General features: G+C 55.0%; 15 protein-coding genes. 11 read left to right on the top strand and 4 right to left on the bottom strand.

Annotated elements, in window-relative coordinates; all coding sequences use genetic code 11:
* Nucleotides 1–16 precede the first annotated feature (16 nt).
* Genes SMB34_RS15195 through SMB34_RS15150 form a run of 10 tightly spaced genes read left to right on the top strand, consistent with a single transcriptional unit; the run spans nucleotide 17 to nucleotide 10,020 of the window.
* Nucleotides 17–1,180 carry a 1-deoxy-D-xylulose-5-phosphate reductoisomerase gene (locus SMB34_RS15195; protein ID WP_037991289.1) on the top strand — a complete coding sequence of 388 codons (1,164 nt, stop codon included), beginning with the start codon at nucleotides 17–19 and terminating at the stop codon, nucleotides 1,178–1,180.
* Between the two features lie 43 nt (nucleotides 1,181–1,223).
* A complete protein-coding gene (gene rseP, locus SMB34_RS15190; RefSeq protein WP_037991288.1) occupies nucleotides 1,224–2,327 on the top strand; it encodes an RIP metalloprotease RseP in 1,104 nt (367 codons plus the stop codon).
* A gap of 26 nt (nucleotides 2,328–2,353) precedes the next feature.
* Nucleotides 2,354–4,648, top strand: a complete 2,295-nt coding sequence (bamA, locus tag SMB34_RS15185; protein WP_240478844.1) for an outer membrane protein assembly factor BamA — start codon at nucleotides 2,354–2,356, stop codon at nucleotides 4,646–4,648.
* Nucleotides 4,648–5,223, top strand: coding sequence for an OmpH/Skp family outer membrane protein (locus SMB34_RS15180; protein WP_007089440.1), 576 nt, complete (start codon nucleotides 4,648–4,650; stop codon nucleotides 5,221–5,223). The genes bamA and SMB34_RS15180 overlap by 1 nt, the downstream gene beginning before the upstream one ends.
* Nucleotides 5,223–6,242, top strand: coding sequence for a UDP-3-O-(3-hydroxymyristoyl)glucosamine N-acyltransferase (gene lpxD, locus SMB34_RS15175; protein ID WP_037991286.1), 1,020 nt, complete (start codon nucleotides 5,223–5,225; stop codon nucleotides 6,240–6,242). The genes SMB34_RS15180 and lpxD overlap by 1 nt, the downstream gene beginning before the upstream one ends.
* Nucleotides 6,243–6,253: 11 nt before the next feature.
* Nucleotides 6,254–6,703, top strand: a complete 450-nt coding sequence (fabZ, locus tag SMB34_RS15170) for a 3-hydroxyacyl-ACP dehydratase FabZ (protein WP_007089442.1) — start codon at nucleotides 6,254–6,256, stop codon at nucleotides 6,701–6,703.
* Nucleotides 6,704–6,705: 2 nt separating this feature from the next.
* Nucleotides 6,706–7,509 carry an acyl-ACP--UDP-N-acetylglucosamine O-acyltransferase gene (gene lpxA, locus SMB34_RS15165; RefSeq protein ID WP_037991283.1) on the top strand — a complete coding sequence of 268 codons (804 nt, stop codon included), beginning with the start codon at nucleotides 6,706–6,708 and terminating at the stop codon, nucleotides 7,507–7,509.
* Complete coding sequence (locus SMB34_RS15160; RefSeq protein ID WP_037991281.1) at nucleotides 7,490–8,347, top strand: LpxI family protein; 858 nt, start codon at nucleotides 7,490–7,492, stop codon at nucleotides 8,345–8,347. Before lpxA ends, SMB34_RS15160 begins: the two co-directional genes overlap by 20 nt.
* Nucleotides 8,340–9,533, top strand: a complete 1,194-nt coding sequence (gene lpxB / locus SMB34_RS15155; protein ID WP_037991279.1) for a lipid-A-disaccharide synthase — start codon at nucleotides 8,340–8,342, stop codon at nucleotides 9,531–9,533. Before SMB34_RS15160 ends, lpxB begins: the two co-directional genes overlap by 8 nt.
* 46 nt (nucleotides 9,534–9,579) lie before the next feature.
* Nucleotides 9,580–10,020, top strand: coding sequence for a VOC family protein (locus SMB34_RS15150; protein WP_007089446.1), 441 nt, complete (start codon nucleotides 9,580–9,582; stop codon nucleotides 10,018–10,020).
* A gap of 75 nt (nucleotides 10,021–10,095) precedes the next feature.
* Here SMB34_RS15150 and SMB34_RS15145 read toward each other — a convergent pair whose 3' ends face one another.
* Nucleotides 10,096–11,403, bottom strand: a complete 1,308-nt coding sequence (locus SMB34_RS15145) for a citrate synthase (RefSeq protein WP_007089447.1) — start codon at nucleotides 11,401–11,403, stop codon at nucleotides 10,096–10,098.
* A 110-nt stretch (nucleotides 11,404–11,513) separates the two neighbouring features.
* Complete coding sequence (gene gltX / locus SMB34_RS15140; protein WP_007089448.1) at nucleotides 11,514–12,923, bottom strand: glutamate--tRNA ligase; 1,410 nt, start codon at nucleotides 12,921–12,923, stop codon at nucleotides 11,514–11,516.
* Between the two features lie 321 nt (nucleotides 12,924–13,244).
* On the opposite strand from gltX, the gene SMB34_RS15135 reads away from it, so the two are divergent.
* Nucleotides 13,245–15,182, top strand: coding sequence for a ComEC/Rec2 family competence protein (locus SMB34_RS15135; protein ID WP_240478843.1), 1,938 nt, complete (start codon nucleotides 13,245–13,247; stop codon nucleotides 15,180–15,182).
* 63 nt (nucleotides 15,183–15,245) lie between these two features.
* Here SMB34_RS15135 and lexA read toward each other — a convergent pair whose 3' ends face one another.
* The gene (gene lexA / locus SMB34_RS15130) at nucleotides 15,246–15,953 is read right to left on the bottom strand and encodes a transcriptional repressor LexA (protein ID WP_007089450.1); all 708 of its coding nucleotides are present in this window, start codon (nucleotides 15,951–15,953) and stop codon (nucleotides 15,246–15,248) included.
* 147 nt (nucleotides 15,954–16,100) lie between these two features.
* Nucleotides 16,101–16,580, bottom strand: coding sequence for a cyclic pyranopterin monophosphate synthase MoaC (gene moaC, locus SMB34_RS15125; RefSeq protein WP_037991275.1), 480 nt, complete (start codon nucleotides 16,578–16,580; stop codon nucleotides 16,101–16,103).
* Between the last annotated feature and the right edge of the window lie 77 nt (nucleotides 16,581–16,657).

The raw sequence follows: 16,657 nt of genomic DNA, 5'->3' as shown, positions 1-16,657 counted from the left end.
GCTAAGCTGGTGTTTGATGACAATTAAGAAATCAGTCTGCGTGCTTGGCGTGACCGGATCGGTCGGCAGCAGCACCGTAGACATCCTGAAAGCACATTCAGACAAATATGCCGTGGATGCCGTTACGGCCCATCGAAATGTTCAAGGGTTGGCCAAGGCCGCCATTGAACTTGGTGCTGCGATGGCGGTTATCGCCGATGAAAGCCTTTATGAAGACCTGAAATCCGCCCTGTCTGGCACGGACATTCTGGTCGCGGCCGGTGATGAAGCATTGGTCGAGGCGGCATCGCGCCCGTCTGATATCGTCATTGCCGCGATCATTGGTGCAGCAGGCCTTAAGGCGACGCTGGCGGCCATTCGCCGCGGGGCGCGGGTTGGCCTTGCCAACAAGGAAACGCTGGTTTGTGCTGGTGATCTGATGATGGCGGAAGTCGCGAAATACAAGGCGACGCTGATCCCGGTTGATTCCGAACATAGTGCGATTTTCCAGGTGCTTGAACAGAAGTCGGTCGACAAGGTTGACCGTATTCTTCTGACGGCATCTGGCGGGCCATTCCGGGAATGGTCGCTTGACGATATGAAATCGGTGTCTCCAAAGCAGGCGCTGGCCCATCCCAACTGGGATATGGGGGCCAAGATTTCCATTGATTCGGCAACCATGATGAACAAGGGCCTTGAATTGATCGAGGCCTGTCGTCTGTTTCCGGTGCCTGAAGAACGCATCGAGGTTGTCGTGCATCCGCAATCTGTCGTGCATAGCATGGTGGAATATTCCGACGGATCGGTACTGGCGCAATTGGGATCGCCCGATATGCGGACCCCGATTGCCTATGCGCTTTCATGGCCGGAAAGAATACGTGTCGATGTAGCGCGTCTTGATTTTGCCACGATCGGACAGTTGAACTTTACCGCGCCGGATATGAAACGGTTCCCGGCTCTTCGTCTGGCGCGCGAAGCGCTGCGTGCGGGGGGGACGGTGCCGACGGTATTGAATGCTGCAAACGAGATTGCCGTGGGGGCGTTTCTGGGCGGAAAGCTTACCTTCCTGCAAATTGCCGAAACGGTCGAGCGCATGATGAACAGGATTGCGGCATCACCGTTACGAGATCTCGACCAGATGTTTGATCTTGATGATATGATTCGTCGTGAAACGCTGGGCCTGATCAAAACCGGTCTTTGAATACCAAAAATGCGGGGTTCGCCCCGAAAAAGGAACGTCTTTCATGGAAACCCTTCTTGCTTTTCTGTTTGTTCTTTCGGTCCTGGTGTTTGTTCATGAATATGGGCATTACTGGGTTGCGATCCGCAATGGTGTAAAGGTTGAAGCGTTTTCAATCGGATTCGGTCCGGAGCTTTTTGGCTGGTACGACAAAAAGGGCACGCGCTGGAAAGTCAGCCTTTTGCCGCTTGGCGGGTATGTCAAAATGTTTGGCGATATGAACCCGGCCAGTGCGGGGCAGCGCGACGACCTTAATGAAGAAGAACGCCAGCATGCGTTTCATCACAAAGGCCTGATGGCGCGTGCGGCCATCGTTTTTGCTGGTCCGTTGGCCAATTTCCTGTTTGCGATTGTGGTTTTCACCGTTCTGTTTGCCGCCGTTGGCCAGCAGCGCGCCCTGCCGGTGGTGGGCGAGGCGGTTGCCGGCAGCCCGGCGGCGGTTGCCGGATTGCAGCCCCAGGACCGGATCAATGCGATCAATGGACAGCCGATTGCGTGGTTCAGCGAGCTTTCGGAAGTGATCCGGGGCAATGCCGGTGCGCCGGTTTCGCTTTCAGTGATGCGTGACGGGCAGGAAATCGACATTCAGGTGACGCCGGAAGCCGTAACGACAGGCGAAGGTGACGACGTTCAGACATTCGGTCGTCTGGGCGTGACCGCCGGTGCGTTTGAAACCCAGCGCGATGGAATTATCGATGCGACCGGCAAGGCGTTTTCATCGACCTGGAACCTGATTTCGCAGACATTGTCGGCATTGGGTGAGATGATTTCGGGCGAACGTGACAGTTCCGAACTTGGCGGTCCGATCCGCATCGCGCAGATGTCGGGCGAGGTTGCCGAGGGGGGTATTGGACCGCTTCTGTTCTTTATGGCGTATCTTTCGATCAGCCTTGGGTTGATTAACCTGATGCCTGTTCCGGTTCTGGATGGTGGTCATCTGGTGTTTTATGCGATTGAGGCCATTCGCGGTAAGCCCTTGGGCGCAAAAGCACAAGAATATGGTTTCCGTCTTGGGGCAGGTTTGGTATTCAGCTTAATCATCTTTGCAACTTGGAACGACCTGACGCAGTTGGGCGTCTGGAATTTCTTCAAAGGCCTGGTAGGCTGATGATATACGGCATCAGGGGGTTGAATTTGCTGCGTAATGTAAAAGCGGCTGCGTTAGCAGCAGTCTTGCTTGGTGGAACCGCGCCAACCATAATTCCGATGGTGGCCTACGCGCAGGGATCAAGCGTTATTCGCGAGATCCGTGTTGACGGCAATAACCGTATCGAAAGCGAGACGGTTAACGCATACCTGTCGGTAAAAGAGGGCGATCCCTACGATCCGCAAAAAATCAACGAATCGCTGAAGTCGCTGTTTTCAACCGGCCTGTTTGCCGACGTGTCTATCGGATTTGATCAGGGCGTTCTGAAAATAAATGTGGTTGAAAACCCGATCATCAACCGGATCGCCTTTGAGGGCAACACGCGCCTGAAGGACGACGTGCTTGGTACGGAACTTCAGTTGCGCCCTCGTGTCGTTTACACCCGCACCAAGGTTCAGGCTGATGTGCAGCGTATTCTTGAGCTGTACCGTCGCTCCGGCCGGTTTGCCGCGACCGTTGAGCCCAAAGTCATTCAGCTTGAACAGAATCGTGTCGACCTTGTCTTTGAAATTGACGAGGGAGAGGCCACCGGGGTGCGCAAGGTCAACTTCGTTGGCAACAAGGCATTTGATGATGGTGAATTGTCCGAAGTTATCCGGACAACCGAAAGCGCCTGGTGGAAAATCCTGACTTCTGACGACAACTATGACCCGGATCGCGTCACGTTCGACCGCGAACTTTTGCGTCGTTACTATCTTTCGGCCGGTTATGCCGATTTCCAGGTTCTGTCTTCCGTGGCCGAACTGACGCCTGATCGGTCTGATTTCTTTATAACCTACACGGTCAGCGAAGGTCAGCGTTACAAGTTTGGCGATATCAATATCGTATCGCAGATCGACAAGATCGATCCGGCGACATTGACGCCCCTGATCGAGATTGAAAAAGGCGACTGGTACAATGCCGACCTTGTTGATGATGCGATTGATGCCCTGACCAACAGCATCGGTGACCAGGGTTATGCATTCATCGATATTCGCCCGAATATCCAGCGTGACCGCGAGACCGGCGTTATCAATATCACCTTCACCATCGCCGAAGGTCCGAAGGTTTATGTCGAACGCATCGACGTGGTTGGCAACGTCCGCACGCTTGACGAAGTTGTCCGTCGTGAATTCCGCCTTGTTGAAGGTGACGCGTTCAGCAGTTCGAAACTCAAACGTTCGCGCCAGCGTGTTGAAAACCTGAACTTCTTTAAATCGGTTGACGTCAAGACCCTGCCGGGCAGTTCGCCCGACCAGACGGTTCTTGAGGTTGATGTTGAAGAAAAGTCGACCGGCGAGTTTTCGATTGGTGCCGGGTACGGCACGGATGATGGTGCCTTCGGTCAGGCCGGTATCCGCGAACGCAACCTGCTTGGCAAAGGGCAGGACCTGCGTCTTGGCTTTACGATTGGGTCATCCAGCCAGCAGGTCGATCTGTCCTTTACCGAGCCGTACTTCCTTGATCGGGATGTCAGTGCGGGCTTTGATATCTATCGCCGAGAAGAAGACAATCAGGACGAAAGTTCATATGACGAAAAGCAGACCGGTATCGGTTTGCGGTCCGGTTTCCGTTATTCCGAAGCATTGTCGCAGTCGGTGCGTTACGGGTATGCGGTTAACGAATATTCCGACATCGATAGCGACGCATCGCGTCTGCTTCGTGAAGAAGACCCCGAGTTTTCCGAGTCAACGATTGGTCAGACGCTTACCTATGATCAGCGCGACAGCACGCTTACGCCGAAAGAAGGCTATTTCGTTCAGGTTTCTAACGATTTCGCCGGGCTCGGCGGTTCGGAAACCTATCTTCGTACACGCGTGAATGGCGGGTACTACTATCCGCTTGATCGCGAAAAGACGTGGGTGCTGTCGACCAAGGCGTCGACCGGTTACATCTTTGGTATTGGCGACGATACGCGTATTTCGCAGCGCTTCTTTACAGGTGGTGCAAACCTTCGTGGTTTTGAATCGGCCGGTGTCGGGCCGCGCGATATTGCAACGAAAGATGCGGTTGGCGGCAAATTCTTCTATACTGGTACCGTACAGATGGACTTCCCGTTAGGGTTGCCGTCCGAATTTGCACTTACAGGTCGTGTATTCAGTGATTTCGGTGCTTCCGAGGGGGTTGATGGCGCACGGCCTGGTGAAATCTATGACGAAGGTTCACTCAGGGCGTCTGTTGGTTTTGGGGTAGGCTGGGAATCTCCGTTTGGCCCGATTGGTGTTGACCTTTCGCAGGCTGTTCTCAAAGAAGACTTCGACAAAGAGGAAGTGTTCCGACTGAGTTTCGGAACCAGATTCTGATGAAAATGATGAAATCTATCCAGACCGCCTTACTTGCGATTGTTCTTGCATTCGCATCAGTAACAATGGCGTCGGCGCAGGAAAATGCTGCCGGAAATACAGAGGCCGTTGTGATGATTGTCGATTTTGAAGGCATTATGCGTGAAGCATCTGCCATGCAGGATATGACAAAGCAGATCAAAACGCGTCAGGAAGCCTATCAGCAGGAAATCGAAAAGCGCCAGCAGGGGCTGCGGAAGGAAGAGCAGGAAATCGCCCAGCAGCGAACCCTTCTGTCTGCCGATGTCATTCAGCAGAAACAGAAAGAATTTCAGCAGAAAGTTGCCGATTTTCAGAAGTTTGCACAGGGGCGCAACCGTATTCTGGATCAGGCGCTTAATGAATCGCGCGTGAAATTCCAGAAAACGCTGATTGAAGTAATTGCCGATGTTGCCGAGCAGCGCAAGGCAACGCTGGTACTGCACAAAAGTCAGGTGATCCTGCATGCCAACGCCATGGATGCGTCCAAGGAAGTATTTGACCTTGTGAACAAGGCCATGCCGACCCTTACCGTCGAGTTCAAGGAAGCCTCCTGATGGCTGATTCCCGGTTTTTCAAACGCAAGGGACCGTTCAGCGTTCAGGAAATTGCCGAACTGACCGGAGCGGAACTGGTGAATGCACCTGATCCGTCACGCCGCTTTGATGATGTGTCACCGCTTCAGAATGCGGATGCATCGATCCTGAGCTTCTTTGACAATCGCAAATATCTTGATGCCTTTGTCAGCAGTTCTGCCGGCGGGTGTTTTGCCCGGCCAGAGTTCGTTGATCGTGCGCCTGCCGATATGGTGCTGTTCACGACCAGCGATCCGTACCGGGCATATGCCAAGGCGGCAACGGCATATTATCCGTTTGACGCCGCCAATGGTGTTGTTTCACCGCACGCGATTGTCGCCGATACCGCCATGATCGGCAAAGGTGTTCAGATCGACGCCGGGGCCGTGATTGGCGAGAATTGCGAAATTGGCGATGGCGTCATCATTTCCAGCAATGCGGTGATCGGTGAAGGTGTCGTGATCGGAGCCGGAAGCAGGATCGGTGCCGGGGCGACAATCAGCCATTGCCTGATTGGCAATCTGTGCCTGATTTATCCGGGTGCTCGCATCGGGCAGGATGGTTTCGGATTTGCCATGGGCGCACAGGGGCACCTTAAAGTGCCGCAGCTTGGCCGTGTCGTGATTGGCAATGATGTCGAAGTCGGGGCCAATTCGACAATCGACCGGGGGGCGGGGCCTGATACGGTGATTGGCAATGGTTGCCGTATCGACAACCTTGTTCAGATCGGCCATAACGTCGAACTTGGCATGGGATGTGTTATCGTTTCCCAGGTCGGGATTTCAGGATCGACCAAGCTTGGCAATTTTGTTGTTGCCGCGGGTCAGGCCGGGATTACCGGACATCTTGAAATTGGTGATGGCGCGAAAATTGCCGCGCAATCCGGTGTCATGAAAAATATCGGCGCGGGCGAAACCGTTGGCGGCAGCCCCGCTGTGCCGGTAATGGAATATCATAAACAGACCGTGGCCTTATCGCGGCTGATACGGAAAAAGAAGTAAGGGCAATACCTATGACCGAATTGGTAAGTGTTGATATTCAGCGCATTCTGGAAATGATTCCGCATCGTTATCCGTTCCTGCTGATCGACAAGGTTGTTGATATTGCTGTCGACGATTCCGCCGTTGGCATCAAAAACGTGACTATGAACGAGCCGCAATTTACCGGCCATTTCCCGGAACAGCCGATCATGCCTGGCGTTCTGATCATCGAAAGCATGGCGCAGACGGCGGCCATTCTTGTGGTTCAGACCCTTGGTGAGGATGCCGAAGGCAAGCTGGTTTATTTCATGAGTATTGATAACGCACGGTTCCGCAAGCCGGTTGTGCCGGGTGACGTCATGCATATTCATGTGAAGAAAAAACAGAGCCGTGGCCCGGTCTGGAAGTTTGAAAGTGAAGTCCGCGTTAACGATCAGGTCGTTGCAGAAGCCACCATCGCCGCGATGATCCGGGGCAACTGATAATGTCAAAAGTGCATCCAACCGCCATTGTCGAAGACGGCGCCCAGATTGGCCAGGATGTAGAAATCGGTCCGTACTGTGTTGTCGGACCGCAGGCGGTTCTGGGTGATCGCGTCAAGCTGCACAGCCATGTCGTGGTCGTCGGAATTACGTCAATCGGTGAAGACAGTACGATCTTTCCGTTTGCGTCAGTTGGTCATGCGCCGCAGGATTTGAAATTCAAGAACGAGCCATCGCGTCTGATCATTGGCAAACGCAACAAAATCCGCGAAGGGGCGACCCTTAATCCCGGCACAGAAGGCGGCGGGATGGAGACCACGATTGGCGATGACTGCCTGTTTATGGCAGGCGCGCATGTCGGGCATGACTGCCATATTGGCAATCATTGCATTCTGGTCAATAACGGGACCCTTGCTGGCCATGTCATGGTCGACGATTTTGCGATTGTCGGCGGTCTTTCGGCGGTGCATCAGTTCGTCCGCATTGGCAAACATGCGATGATCGGCGGCATGACCGGTGTTGAAAGCGATATCATTCCTTATGGTTCGGTGATTGGTAACCGTGCTTATCTTTCGGGACTTAACCTTGTCGGGTTGAAGCGCCGCGGATTTGATCGCGAGACCATTCATGCGCTTCGCAAGGCGTATCGTCTTTTGTTTGCGCAGGAAGGTACGCTTGCCGAGCGGGTTGAGGAAGTCTCGAAAGATTTCGAGGATGTCGGGCCGGTCATGGAAATCATCACCTTCCTGAAAGCGGAAAGCATGCGTTCCGTATGTACGCCGAAATATGACAGCTCCGCAGGATAACCCCGCAGCAAAGCTTGGTATCATTGCCGGGGGTGGTGCGCTTCCCGCCCGTTTGGCGGCTGCGGCGACGGCTGCCGGGCGGGATGTTTTTATCGTGAAGCTTGATGCCCATGCCGATGATTCGGCATTGGATGCATATCCCCATACGTCGCTTCGCATCGGGGCGGCGGCGAAAATCCTTGATCGTCTGAAATCCGAAGAATGCCGTGATGTTGTCCTTGCGGGCAAGGTTGCACGTCCATCATTTGCATCGATCCGGCCCGATTGGCGGGCGGCGAAACTGCTGATGAAAGTCGGGATGAAGTCGCTTGGCGATGATGGTTTGCTGCGTCTGGTGGCGGGTGAACTTGAACGTGACGGTTTCCGTCTGGTCGGCGCACACGAGATTTTGGGAGACCTCGCGGTTGAGGAAGGTGTTCTGGGCAAGGTGAAACCCGATGCACAGGCGATGGCCGATGCACAGCACGGTCTGAAGGTTGCCCGGATTTTGGGTGCCGCCGATGTCGGGCAGGGCTGTGTCGTGCAGCAGGGGCTTGTTCTGGCACTTGAAGCCATCGAGGGCACGGATGAAATGATGCGGCGGTCTGCCGACTATCGCCGCGAAGGTGTTGGCGGTGTTCTGGTGAAGTCGGCAAAGCCGCAGCAGGACAGGCGTCTTGACCTTCCGGCGATTGGTGTTTCGACCGTGGAAAATGCGCACGATGCCGGATTGCGCGGCATAGCGTTGCTTGCGGGTGGCACGATGATCATTGATCGCGAGAAAACCGTCAAACGTGCCGATGAACTTGGACTGTTCATTGTCGGGATTTCGGTGCAGGAACCGGCACAGGATGAATAAACCAAAAATCCAGACCGCGAAAATCATGCTGGTGGCCGGCGAGGCATCCGGGGATCAGTTGGGTGGACGGTTGATGGCGGCCATAAAGGCGCGTCATCCCGAAATCCGTTTCATCGGTGTTGGTGGCCCGCGCATGACGGGTGAGGGGCTTGAGAGCCTGTTTCCGATGGACGAGATGTCGGTCATGGGCCTTGCCGAGGTCCTGCCGCATATTCCGCATTTGTTAAAACGTATCCGTCAGACGGCGGAATATGCGATTGAACAGCAACCCGATGTGGTGATCACCATTGATGCCCCGGATTTCAGTTTTCGCGTTGGCAAGAAGCTGAAAGGCAGGGGTATTCCGCTGGTGCATTATGTTGCGCCGTCGGTCTGGGCATGGCGGCCGGGGCGGGCAAAGAAGATTGCGGGTTTCCTCGATCATTTGTTGGCGTTGCTGCCGTTCGAGCCGCCCTATTTCGAGCGGGTCGGGCTTCCGACCAGCTTTATCGGGCATTCCGCGGTCGAGGAACTGCATGGCGGCGATGCGGACCGATTCCGTGAACAGCACGGTATCGCATCGGACTGCAAAATCCTGACGGTTCTTCCGGGCAGTCGCAATTCGGAAGTCACCCGTCTGTTGCCGGTTTTCCGAGATGTCTGCGAACGATTGGCTGAGGATTTCCCCGATGCAAGAATTGTTGTGCCGACGGTGAGCAAGGTTGCACAGGTCGTCGGTGATGCGGTTGCCGACTGGCCGCTGCGCCCGATTGTCGTGACCGGGGATCAGGACAGGCGCGATGCGTTTGCCGCGTCCCATGCGGCCCTTGCGGCATCCGGGACCGTGTCGCTTGAACTGGCGATAACAGGGGTGCCGCATGTGATCGGCTATAAATTAAGCCCGATTACGGCATGGATTGCGCGGCGATTGTTGCGGATTGATACGGTGACCATCGTCAATCTGGTGCTTGGCAAAAAGCTTGTGCCGGAATTCCTGCAACAGGATTGCACGCCGAACCGTATCGTGCCGGTTCTGAAATCGCTTATGGCCGACGGCGAAGGTCGGGCGGCGCAACTGGACGGGTTCGACGCGGCCACAACCATGCTTGGCTTTGGCGACCGGCCGCCGAGCGAGAAGGCCGCGGACGTCATCCTTGAAATCATAGAGAAAAATTCATCTGCCAAGACTGGCATTAGCGGGCAATAACGCATAGTTTGGCGTCATTGACCAATCAATGACGGAGGCATTTCCAATGCGTTATTTGCACACCATGGTGCGTGTCGAGGATGTGGATGCATCCATGCGTTTCTACTGCGAACTGCTTGGCATGAAAGAAACCCGGCGCATTGAAAGCGAGAAGGGGCGTTTCACCCTGATTTATCTTGCGCCGCCTGCCGATGAAGCCAGTGCCAAGGCCAACAAGGCCCCGGAACTTGAACTGACTTATAACTGGGACCCGGAAAGCTATTCCGGCGGGCGCAATTTCGGCCATCTTGCCTATGAGGTCGACGATATTTATGCGCTTTGCCAGAAGCTGATGGATGCGGGTGTCACCATTAACCGTCCGCCGCGCGATGGCCATATGGCGTTTGTCCGTTCGCCGGACGGGATTTCGATTGAATTCCTGCAAAAGGGCGAAAGCCTTGCCCCGGCCGAGCCATGGGCCAGCATGGAAAACACCGGCTCCTGGTAACGCAGCACCTAATTGATCAAAACGCAAAAAGGCCCGGAATGATCCGGGCCTTTTCTGTATCAATCGTGGCGCAGATTAACGCTTGTTGACCGGAACGAACGGACGTTCGGAAACACCGGTGAACAACTGGCGCGGACGGCCGATTTTCTGCGACGGATCTTCGATCATTTCTTTCCACTGGGCGATCCAGCCGACGGTACGGGCAACTGCGAACAGCACGGTGAACATGCTTTCCGGGATGCCCATCGCCTTGAAGATGATGCCCGAATAGAAATCGACGTTCGGATAGAGTTTCTTCTCGATGAAGTACTCGTCTTCGCGTGCGATGCGTTCGAGTTCCTGTGCAACGTCAAGCAGCGGGTCCTGTACATTGAGTTCCTTGAGAACTTCGTGGCAGGTTTCCTGCATGACCTTGGCGCGCGGGTCGTAGTTTTTGTAAACCCGGTGACCAAAGCCCATCAGACGGAACGGATCGTTCTTGTCTTTTGCCTTGTTGACGAATTCCGGAATGTTTTTCACATCGCCGATTTCGTTGAGCATCTTCAGAACGGCTTCGTTCGCACCGCCATGTGCCGGACCCCAGAGGGAGGCGATACCGGCAGCGATACATGCAAAGGGATTCGCCCCCGAAGAACCGGCCAGACGGACGGTCGAGGTCGATGCGTTCTGTTCGTGGTCGGCATGAAGGATCAGGATACGATCCATTGCGCGCGCGAGGACCGGGTTGACTTCATAGTCTTCGCAAGGGTTGCCGAACATCATTTGCAGGAAGTTTTCTGCATAGCCGAGTTTGTTGTTCGGATAACGGAACGGCTGACCGATCGAGTATTTATACGCCATCGCAGCGATGGTCGGCATTTTCGCGATCAGGCGATAGGCCGAGATCAGGCGCTGGTTCGGGTCGTTGATGTCGGTGCTGTCATGATAGAAAGCAGACATCGCGCCAACCACACCGCACATAATGGCCATCGGGTGGGCGTCGCGGCGGAAACCGTTATAGAAATTGCGCATCTGCTCATGCACCATGGTGTGCATGGTGATGTCATTTTCAAATTGCGCCTTGTCTTTTGCATTCGGCAGATCGCCGTAAATCAGCAAATAGCAAACTTCGAGGAAATCGGATTGTTCGGCAAGCTCATCAATGGCATAGCCGCGGTGACGCAGGATGCCGACATCGCCGTCAATATAGGTCAGCTCGGACTGGCAGGAGCCGGTCGAGGTGAAGCCCGGGTCATAGGTGAAATATCCGGTTTCGGAGTAGAGTTTCCGAATGTCGATTACAGACGGACCAACGCTACCCTCGATCACCGGCAATTCGATCGACTTGCCAGTGGCATTGTCGGTCAGTGTCACGGTGTGGGAAGTCTTGGAATTCTGAGCCATGACTATTTTTCCTTCCCTGTTTGAACGAACACGGTTTTCAAGTTGTGTGCAGCATAGTGCTGCGGCGCACAAAGCGCAAATTCAGTGTTTAAGTTTTTTATTTTACGCTGTTATTGGGCATCGAATTTGCGGATGCGTTTCAGCGTTTGGGATTTGCCAAGCACGATCATTACTTCGAAGATGCCAGGCGATGAGTTGGAACCGGTGAGCACGGCCCGCAAGGGCTGCGCGACTTTGCCGAGCTTCTGATCGAGTTTTTCGGCAATGTTGCGAACGCTTGCGTCAACGTTCTCTTCGGTCCAGCTTTCAAGCGCGTCGAGTTCCTTTGCCAGTTCGGCAAACAGGCCTTCGGGGGCGCTATCAATCAGGGACTGAGCTTTCTCGTTAAACGACATGACGCCGTCCGTAACATAGAAGGCCGAAGAGTCGGCGAGCTCGATGAGTGTCTTGGCTCTTTCTTTAAGCCCTGACATGCCTTTGATCAAGATTTCTTTTTGCGCTGCGTCAATTGCATCGACGCCAATCTGTTTTGCGATCAGCGGTGCAATGTCGTTTGCAAGGCGGGTATCATCCGCCTGGCGCAGATAAACGCCATTCAGGTTGGTCAGTTTGGCGAAGTCGAAACGCGCCGCACCCTTGCCAACATCTTTGATGTCAAACCATTCAATGGCCTGTTCCTGGGAAATGATTTCCTCGTCCCCGTGACCCCAGCCAAGACGCAGCAGGTAGTTGTTCACGGCTTCGGGCAGGAAACCCATTTCATCGCGATAGGCATCAACACCCAGCGCACCATGGCGTTTGGACAGCTTGGCGCCGTCCGGGCCGTGGATCAGCGGAATATGGGCAAAGGTCGGGACATCCCATCCCATCGCGTCGTAAAGCGCCTTCTGGCGAAACGCATTGGTCAGATGGTCATCGCCACGGATCACGTGAGTAATGCCCATATCGTGGTCATCGACAACGACAGACAGCATATAGGTCGGGGTGCCATCGCCACGCAGAATAACGTAATCGTCAAGCTGTTCATTGGCAACGCGGACATCGCCCTGTACCTGATCGGAAATCACGGCATCGCCGTCCTGCGGTGCCTTCAGACGCACGACAGGCTTGACGCCAGCCGGGGCGTCGGATGCATCGCGGTCGCGCCAGGTGCCGTCATATTTCATCGGGCGGCCTTCGGCGCGGGCCTTTTCGCGCATTTCCTGAAGTTCTTGCTGCGAGCAATAGCAATAATAGGCTTTTCCGGCCTTGATCAGTTCATGGGCGACTTCGGCGTGGCGGTCGCGACGGGCGAACTGGAAGGTCGGTTCTTCGTCTGCGGTCAGGCCAAGCCAGCTTAGCCCATCAAAGATGGCTTCGACGGCTTCGGGGGTTGAACGTTCCCGGTCGGTGTCTTCGATGCGCAGCAGGAATTTGCCGCCGGTGTGTTTGGCATAAAGCCAGTTATAAAGGGCGGTGCGTGCGCCGCCGATATGCAGAAACCCGGTCGGAGACGGGGCAAAACGGGTAACAACCGTCATTCACTCTATCCGTTGGCTGGATGTTGTTGCTTGTCGTAATGACTTTTGGCGTGCACGCTATAACACATATGCGGCGGTGTTGCACCACAGCCGATGATAGATAGAAACTGTGCGCCGGGCAGGCTATTGTACATTCGTCGAATAAGTCGTGATGGAATTAATAAAAATCAATATGTTGCGAGAATATTTTCGCAAACAGGATTGTTGTTGGCCGCGCGCAGAAATTCCTGGATTCTGTGCACGGTTATATTCTTCGGGTTGGGATGTGCGGCGTATTTTTCTCTCCCTGCGCGCCTGACGGTACAGCAAAGCGGCCTAGCGGTGATTCTTTTGCTGTCCGGATTGTGGATTTCGCGACGCTGGGTTTTGCCATTCTTTGGCATTCTGCTGCTGGCGGGTTTTTGTGGCGGGTTGCTGATTGCATCCATCCATCTTGAAAGGGCGCCATCCGGGCTTCTCACCAAGACGCTTTACATGACAGAGATCGAGGGCGACATCACGCTTCTGGAGCCACGGGGCGGGCGGATGCGTATGACCGTGGCACCAATGCGGATCGCGGGGCTTGAGGACCGGGCATTTGACTGGAAGGTGCGATTGAGCCTTCCGGGTGGCGATGAGCTTTCCGTTGGGGATCATATCGTGGCAACGGCACGGCTGTTTCCGTTGCGCGCGGCGTCCGTGCCGGGCGACCCGGATTTTTCACGCGGATTATATCTGGACGGGATCGGGGCGACCGGGTTTGTTTTCGGCCATAAATATAGTGTGACCAAGAAGGCCGAAACAGGAATGATGCAGCCGGTTTCGGACCGGATCGAAAGTCTGCGCCTGACGATCATGACGGCAATCGATCAGAGCCTTACCGGCGCAGAGGCCGGGATTGCCAAGGCACTGATTGTCGGCGAACGCGGCGATGTCAGTGCGGAAATTGCCGATGATCTTCGCAAATCGGGATTGGCGCATCTTCTGGCGATTTCCGGGCTGCATATGGGGCTTTTAAGCGGGACGGTTTTCTTTTTCCTGCGGTTTGGCATGGCGGCCATTCCCGCCCTTGCGCTGCGGTTTCCGATCAAGAAATGGGCGGCTATCGGGGCGATGGGCGCAGCCGTGATCTATCTTGGCCTGTCAGGGGCCAGTGTGCCGACGCAGCGTGCCTTTGTGACGTTGACGATTGTCTGGATTGCGTTGCTGCTGGATCGGCGGGCGATATCGTTGCGGTTGGTGGCGTTTGCGGCGCTGGTTGTTCTGATCCTGCGGCCCGATGCGGTATTGGGGCCAAGCTTTCAGCTTTCCTTTGCGGCGGTGTCGGTTCTGGTGGCGTTTTATGATGGTCCGGGCAGGCGATGGTTTGACAAGTCGGGGGATCGGTCATGGCTATTCCGGCTTTGGCTGTTTTTTGCCGGGCTGGTGATGACCGGGTTGCTGGTTACGGCGGTGACCGCGCCGATCATCGGGTTTCATTTCGGGCGGATTTCGATGATCGGGATCGTGTCCAACCTGATTGCCATTCCGGTGATGGCGTTCTGGGTGATGCCGCTGATTGTGGCGACGCTTGTTCTGATGCCGTTCGGAGCCGGGGGACTGGCATTGTGGTTGATGAAGCCGGGACTGACATTGTTGATTGAAACCGCAAGCCTTGCCGCCGATCAGGCCTGGGGGCTTTGGCATGTCGAGCAGTTTAGTGCCGTATTTGCCATCGGCATCATGATGGCGATGGCCTGGTGGCTGGTCTGGCGGGGGAACGCGATTGCCCGGTTTGCTGTCATTCCGCTATGCGTGGCGATTGCGGCGCAAATCCTGTATCGCCCGGCGGATATTCTGGTTTCGGGGGATCAGGAAAGCTGGGCAATTCGCGACAGGGTGCGCGACAAACTTGTCCTGCCCGAAGGCATTTCGGATTTTCAGCAGTCGGTCTGGATGGCGCGATTTGGTATCGCCGATCATGATGCCGGCAATGTCATCGAAAAATGCGACGCAACGGTTTGTTCCGTCAGGATCGCCGGACGGCAGGTGATCATTGCCAATGATCTTGCCAATCCGTTCTATGCATGCCGCCATGGCGATATGATCATCAGCCTGAAACGCGATATGCCGCGTGATATCTGTGCGCCGGATGTGACTGTCATCGATGATGACCTGTTATGGTGGCAGGGGGGCGTATTGATTGCGTTGCGGCCCGATGCCGCCCCGGTGATCGAAACCGTGCGTGAAACGTCCGGCATCTGGCCGTGGATTATCATCGGGGGCAGGGTGGTCAAATAAAAAACGCCGCCAGGCAAGGCCGACGGCGTTTCTTTCGGTTTATTCGGTTTATTCGGTATTCTATCAGTATTGGCGGAGCAAACCGATCAGACGTCCCTGAATGCGGACACGATCAGGCGACAGCGCGCGCGTTTCATAACGCGCATTGGCCGGTTCCAGCAGAACTTCGCCACGGCCACGTTTCAGGCGTTTCAGAGTGGCTTCGGCGTCGTCGACCAGTGCGACAACGATGGAGCCATCATTGGCCTGTTCGCAACGCTGGATCAGGACGGTGTCGCCATCGAGAATACCGGCATCGATCATCGAATCACCGGAAACTTCAAGCGCATAGTGATCGCCGGTTCCCAGAAGCGCTGCCGGGACCTGCACCATTGTGGTCTGATCGCGAAGGGCTTCGATCGGGGTACCTGCCGCAATCCGGCCAAACAGCGGCAGTGAAACGGATTCACCCGATTCCGAAAAGGCCGAAGGCACGGTTGCCGGCCGATGCGCAGCCTTTCGCGCGGAGGCGATAGAGGTAACATTGTTGGGCGTTTCCGCCGCGTCGTCATCATTATTATCGGGAAGACGCAGGACTTCGAGCGCGCGGGCCCGATGGGCGAGACGGCGAATAAAACCGCGTTCCTCAAGCCCGGTAATCAGGCGATGAATGCCGGATTTGGATTTCAGGCTCAGGGCTTCTTTCATCTCGTCAAAAGAGGGCGAGATGCCATGATCGCGAAGGTAATTATCGATATAGACCAGCAATTCGTATTGCTTGCGCGTCAGCATGATTTTTCCCGAACCTGTAATAAGAACAAACCGAATACATGAATGTTCTACTTTGGTTCTGCTTGTTCGTCAAGCACCACAACCCGAAAAATCACCGTTTAAGGGCATTCTTTCGGTCAAGAAACGAAATTTGGGTATTTTCAGGGATCAGTCGGCGGTGAAAGTACCCGACTTTCCGCCTTCCTTGTGGACAACGCGAATATCGGTAATCCGCATGGCTTTATCGACCGCCTTGCACATATCGAACACGGTGAGTGCGGTAACGGAAACGGCGGTCAGGGCTTCCATTTCCACCCCGGTTTTGCCGGTGGTTTTGCATGTCGCGACAATATCTACCGCATCGGTGTCAGTTGCGAGTTCCAGCGTGACTTCGACCGAGGTCAGGGGCAGGGGATGGCAAAGCGGGATCAGGTCAGCGGTTTTCTTGGCACCCATAATCCCGGCAAGCTGGGCGATGCCAAGAACGTCGCCCTTTTTATGGCCGCGTTCGGCAACCAGCCGGGCCGTTTCCGCCGACATCAGGACACGGCCCTTTGCGATGGCGACGCGCGCGGTATCGGTCTTGGCCGAAATATCGACCATGACGGCGTTACCAGCGGCGTCGATATGCGAAAGTTTGTCTGCCATGATGCTACCTTGTTGATCTCAAAGTTGTGTGTTAGTTCGAAAATACACTTAAATATTTTATGTTCATAAGATGGTTA

Source organism: Thalassospira permensis NBRC 106175, assembly GCF_000714555.1.
GTDB lineage: Bacteria > Pseudomonadota > Alphaproteobacteria > Rhodospirillales > Thalassospiraceae > Thalassospira > Thalassospira xiamenensis.
This window is presented reverse-complemented; position numbering and strand designations above follow the sequence as displayed.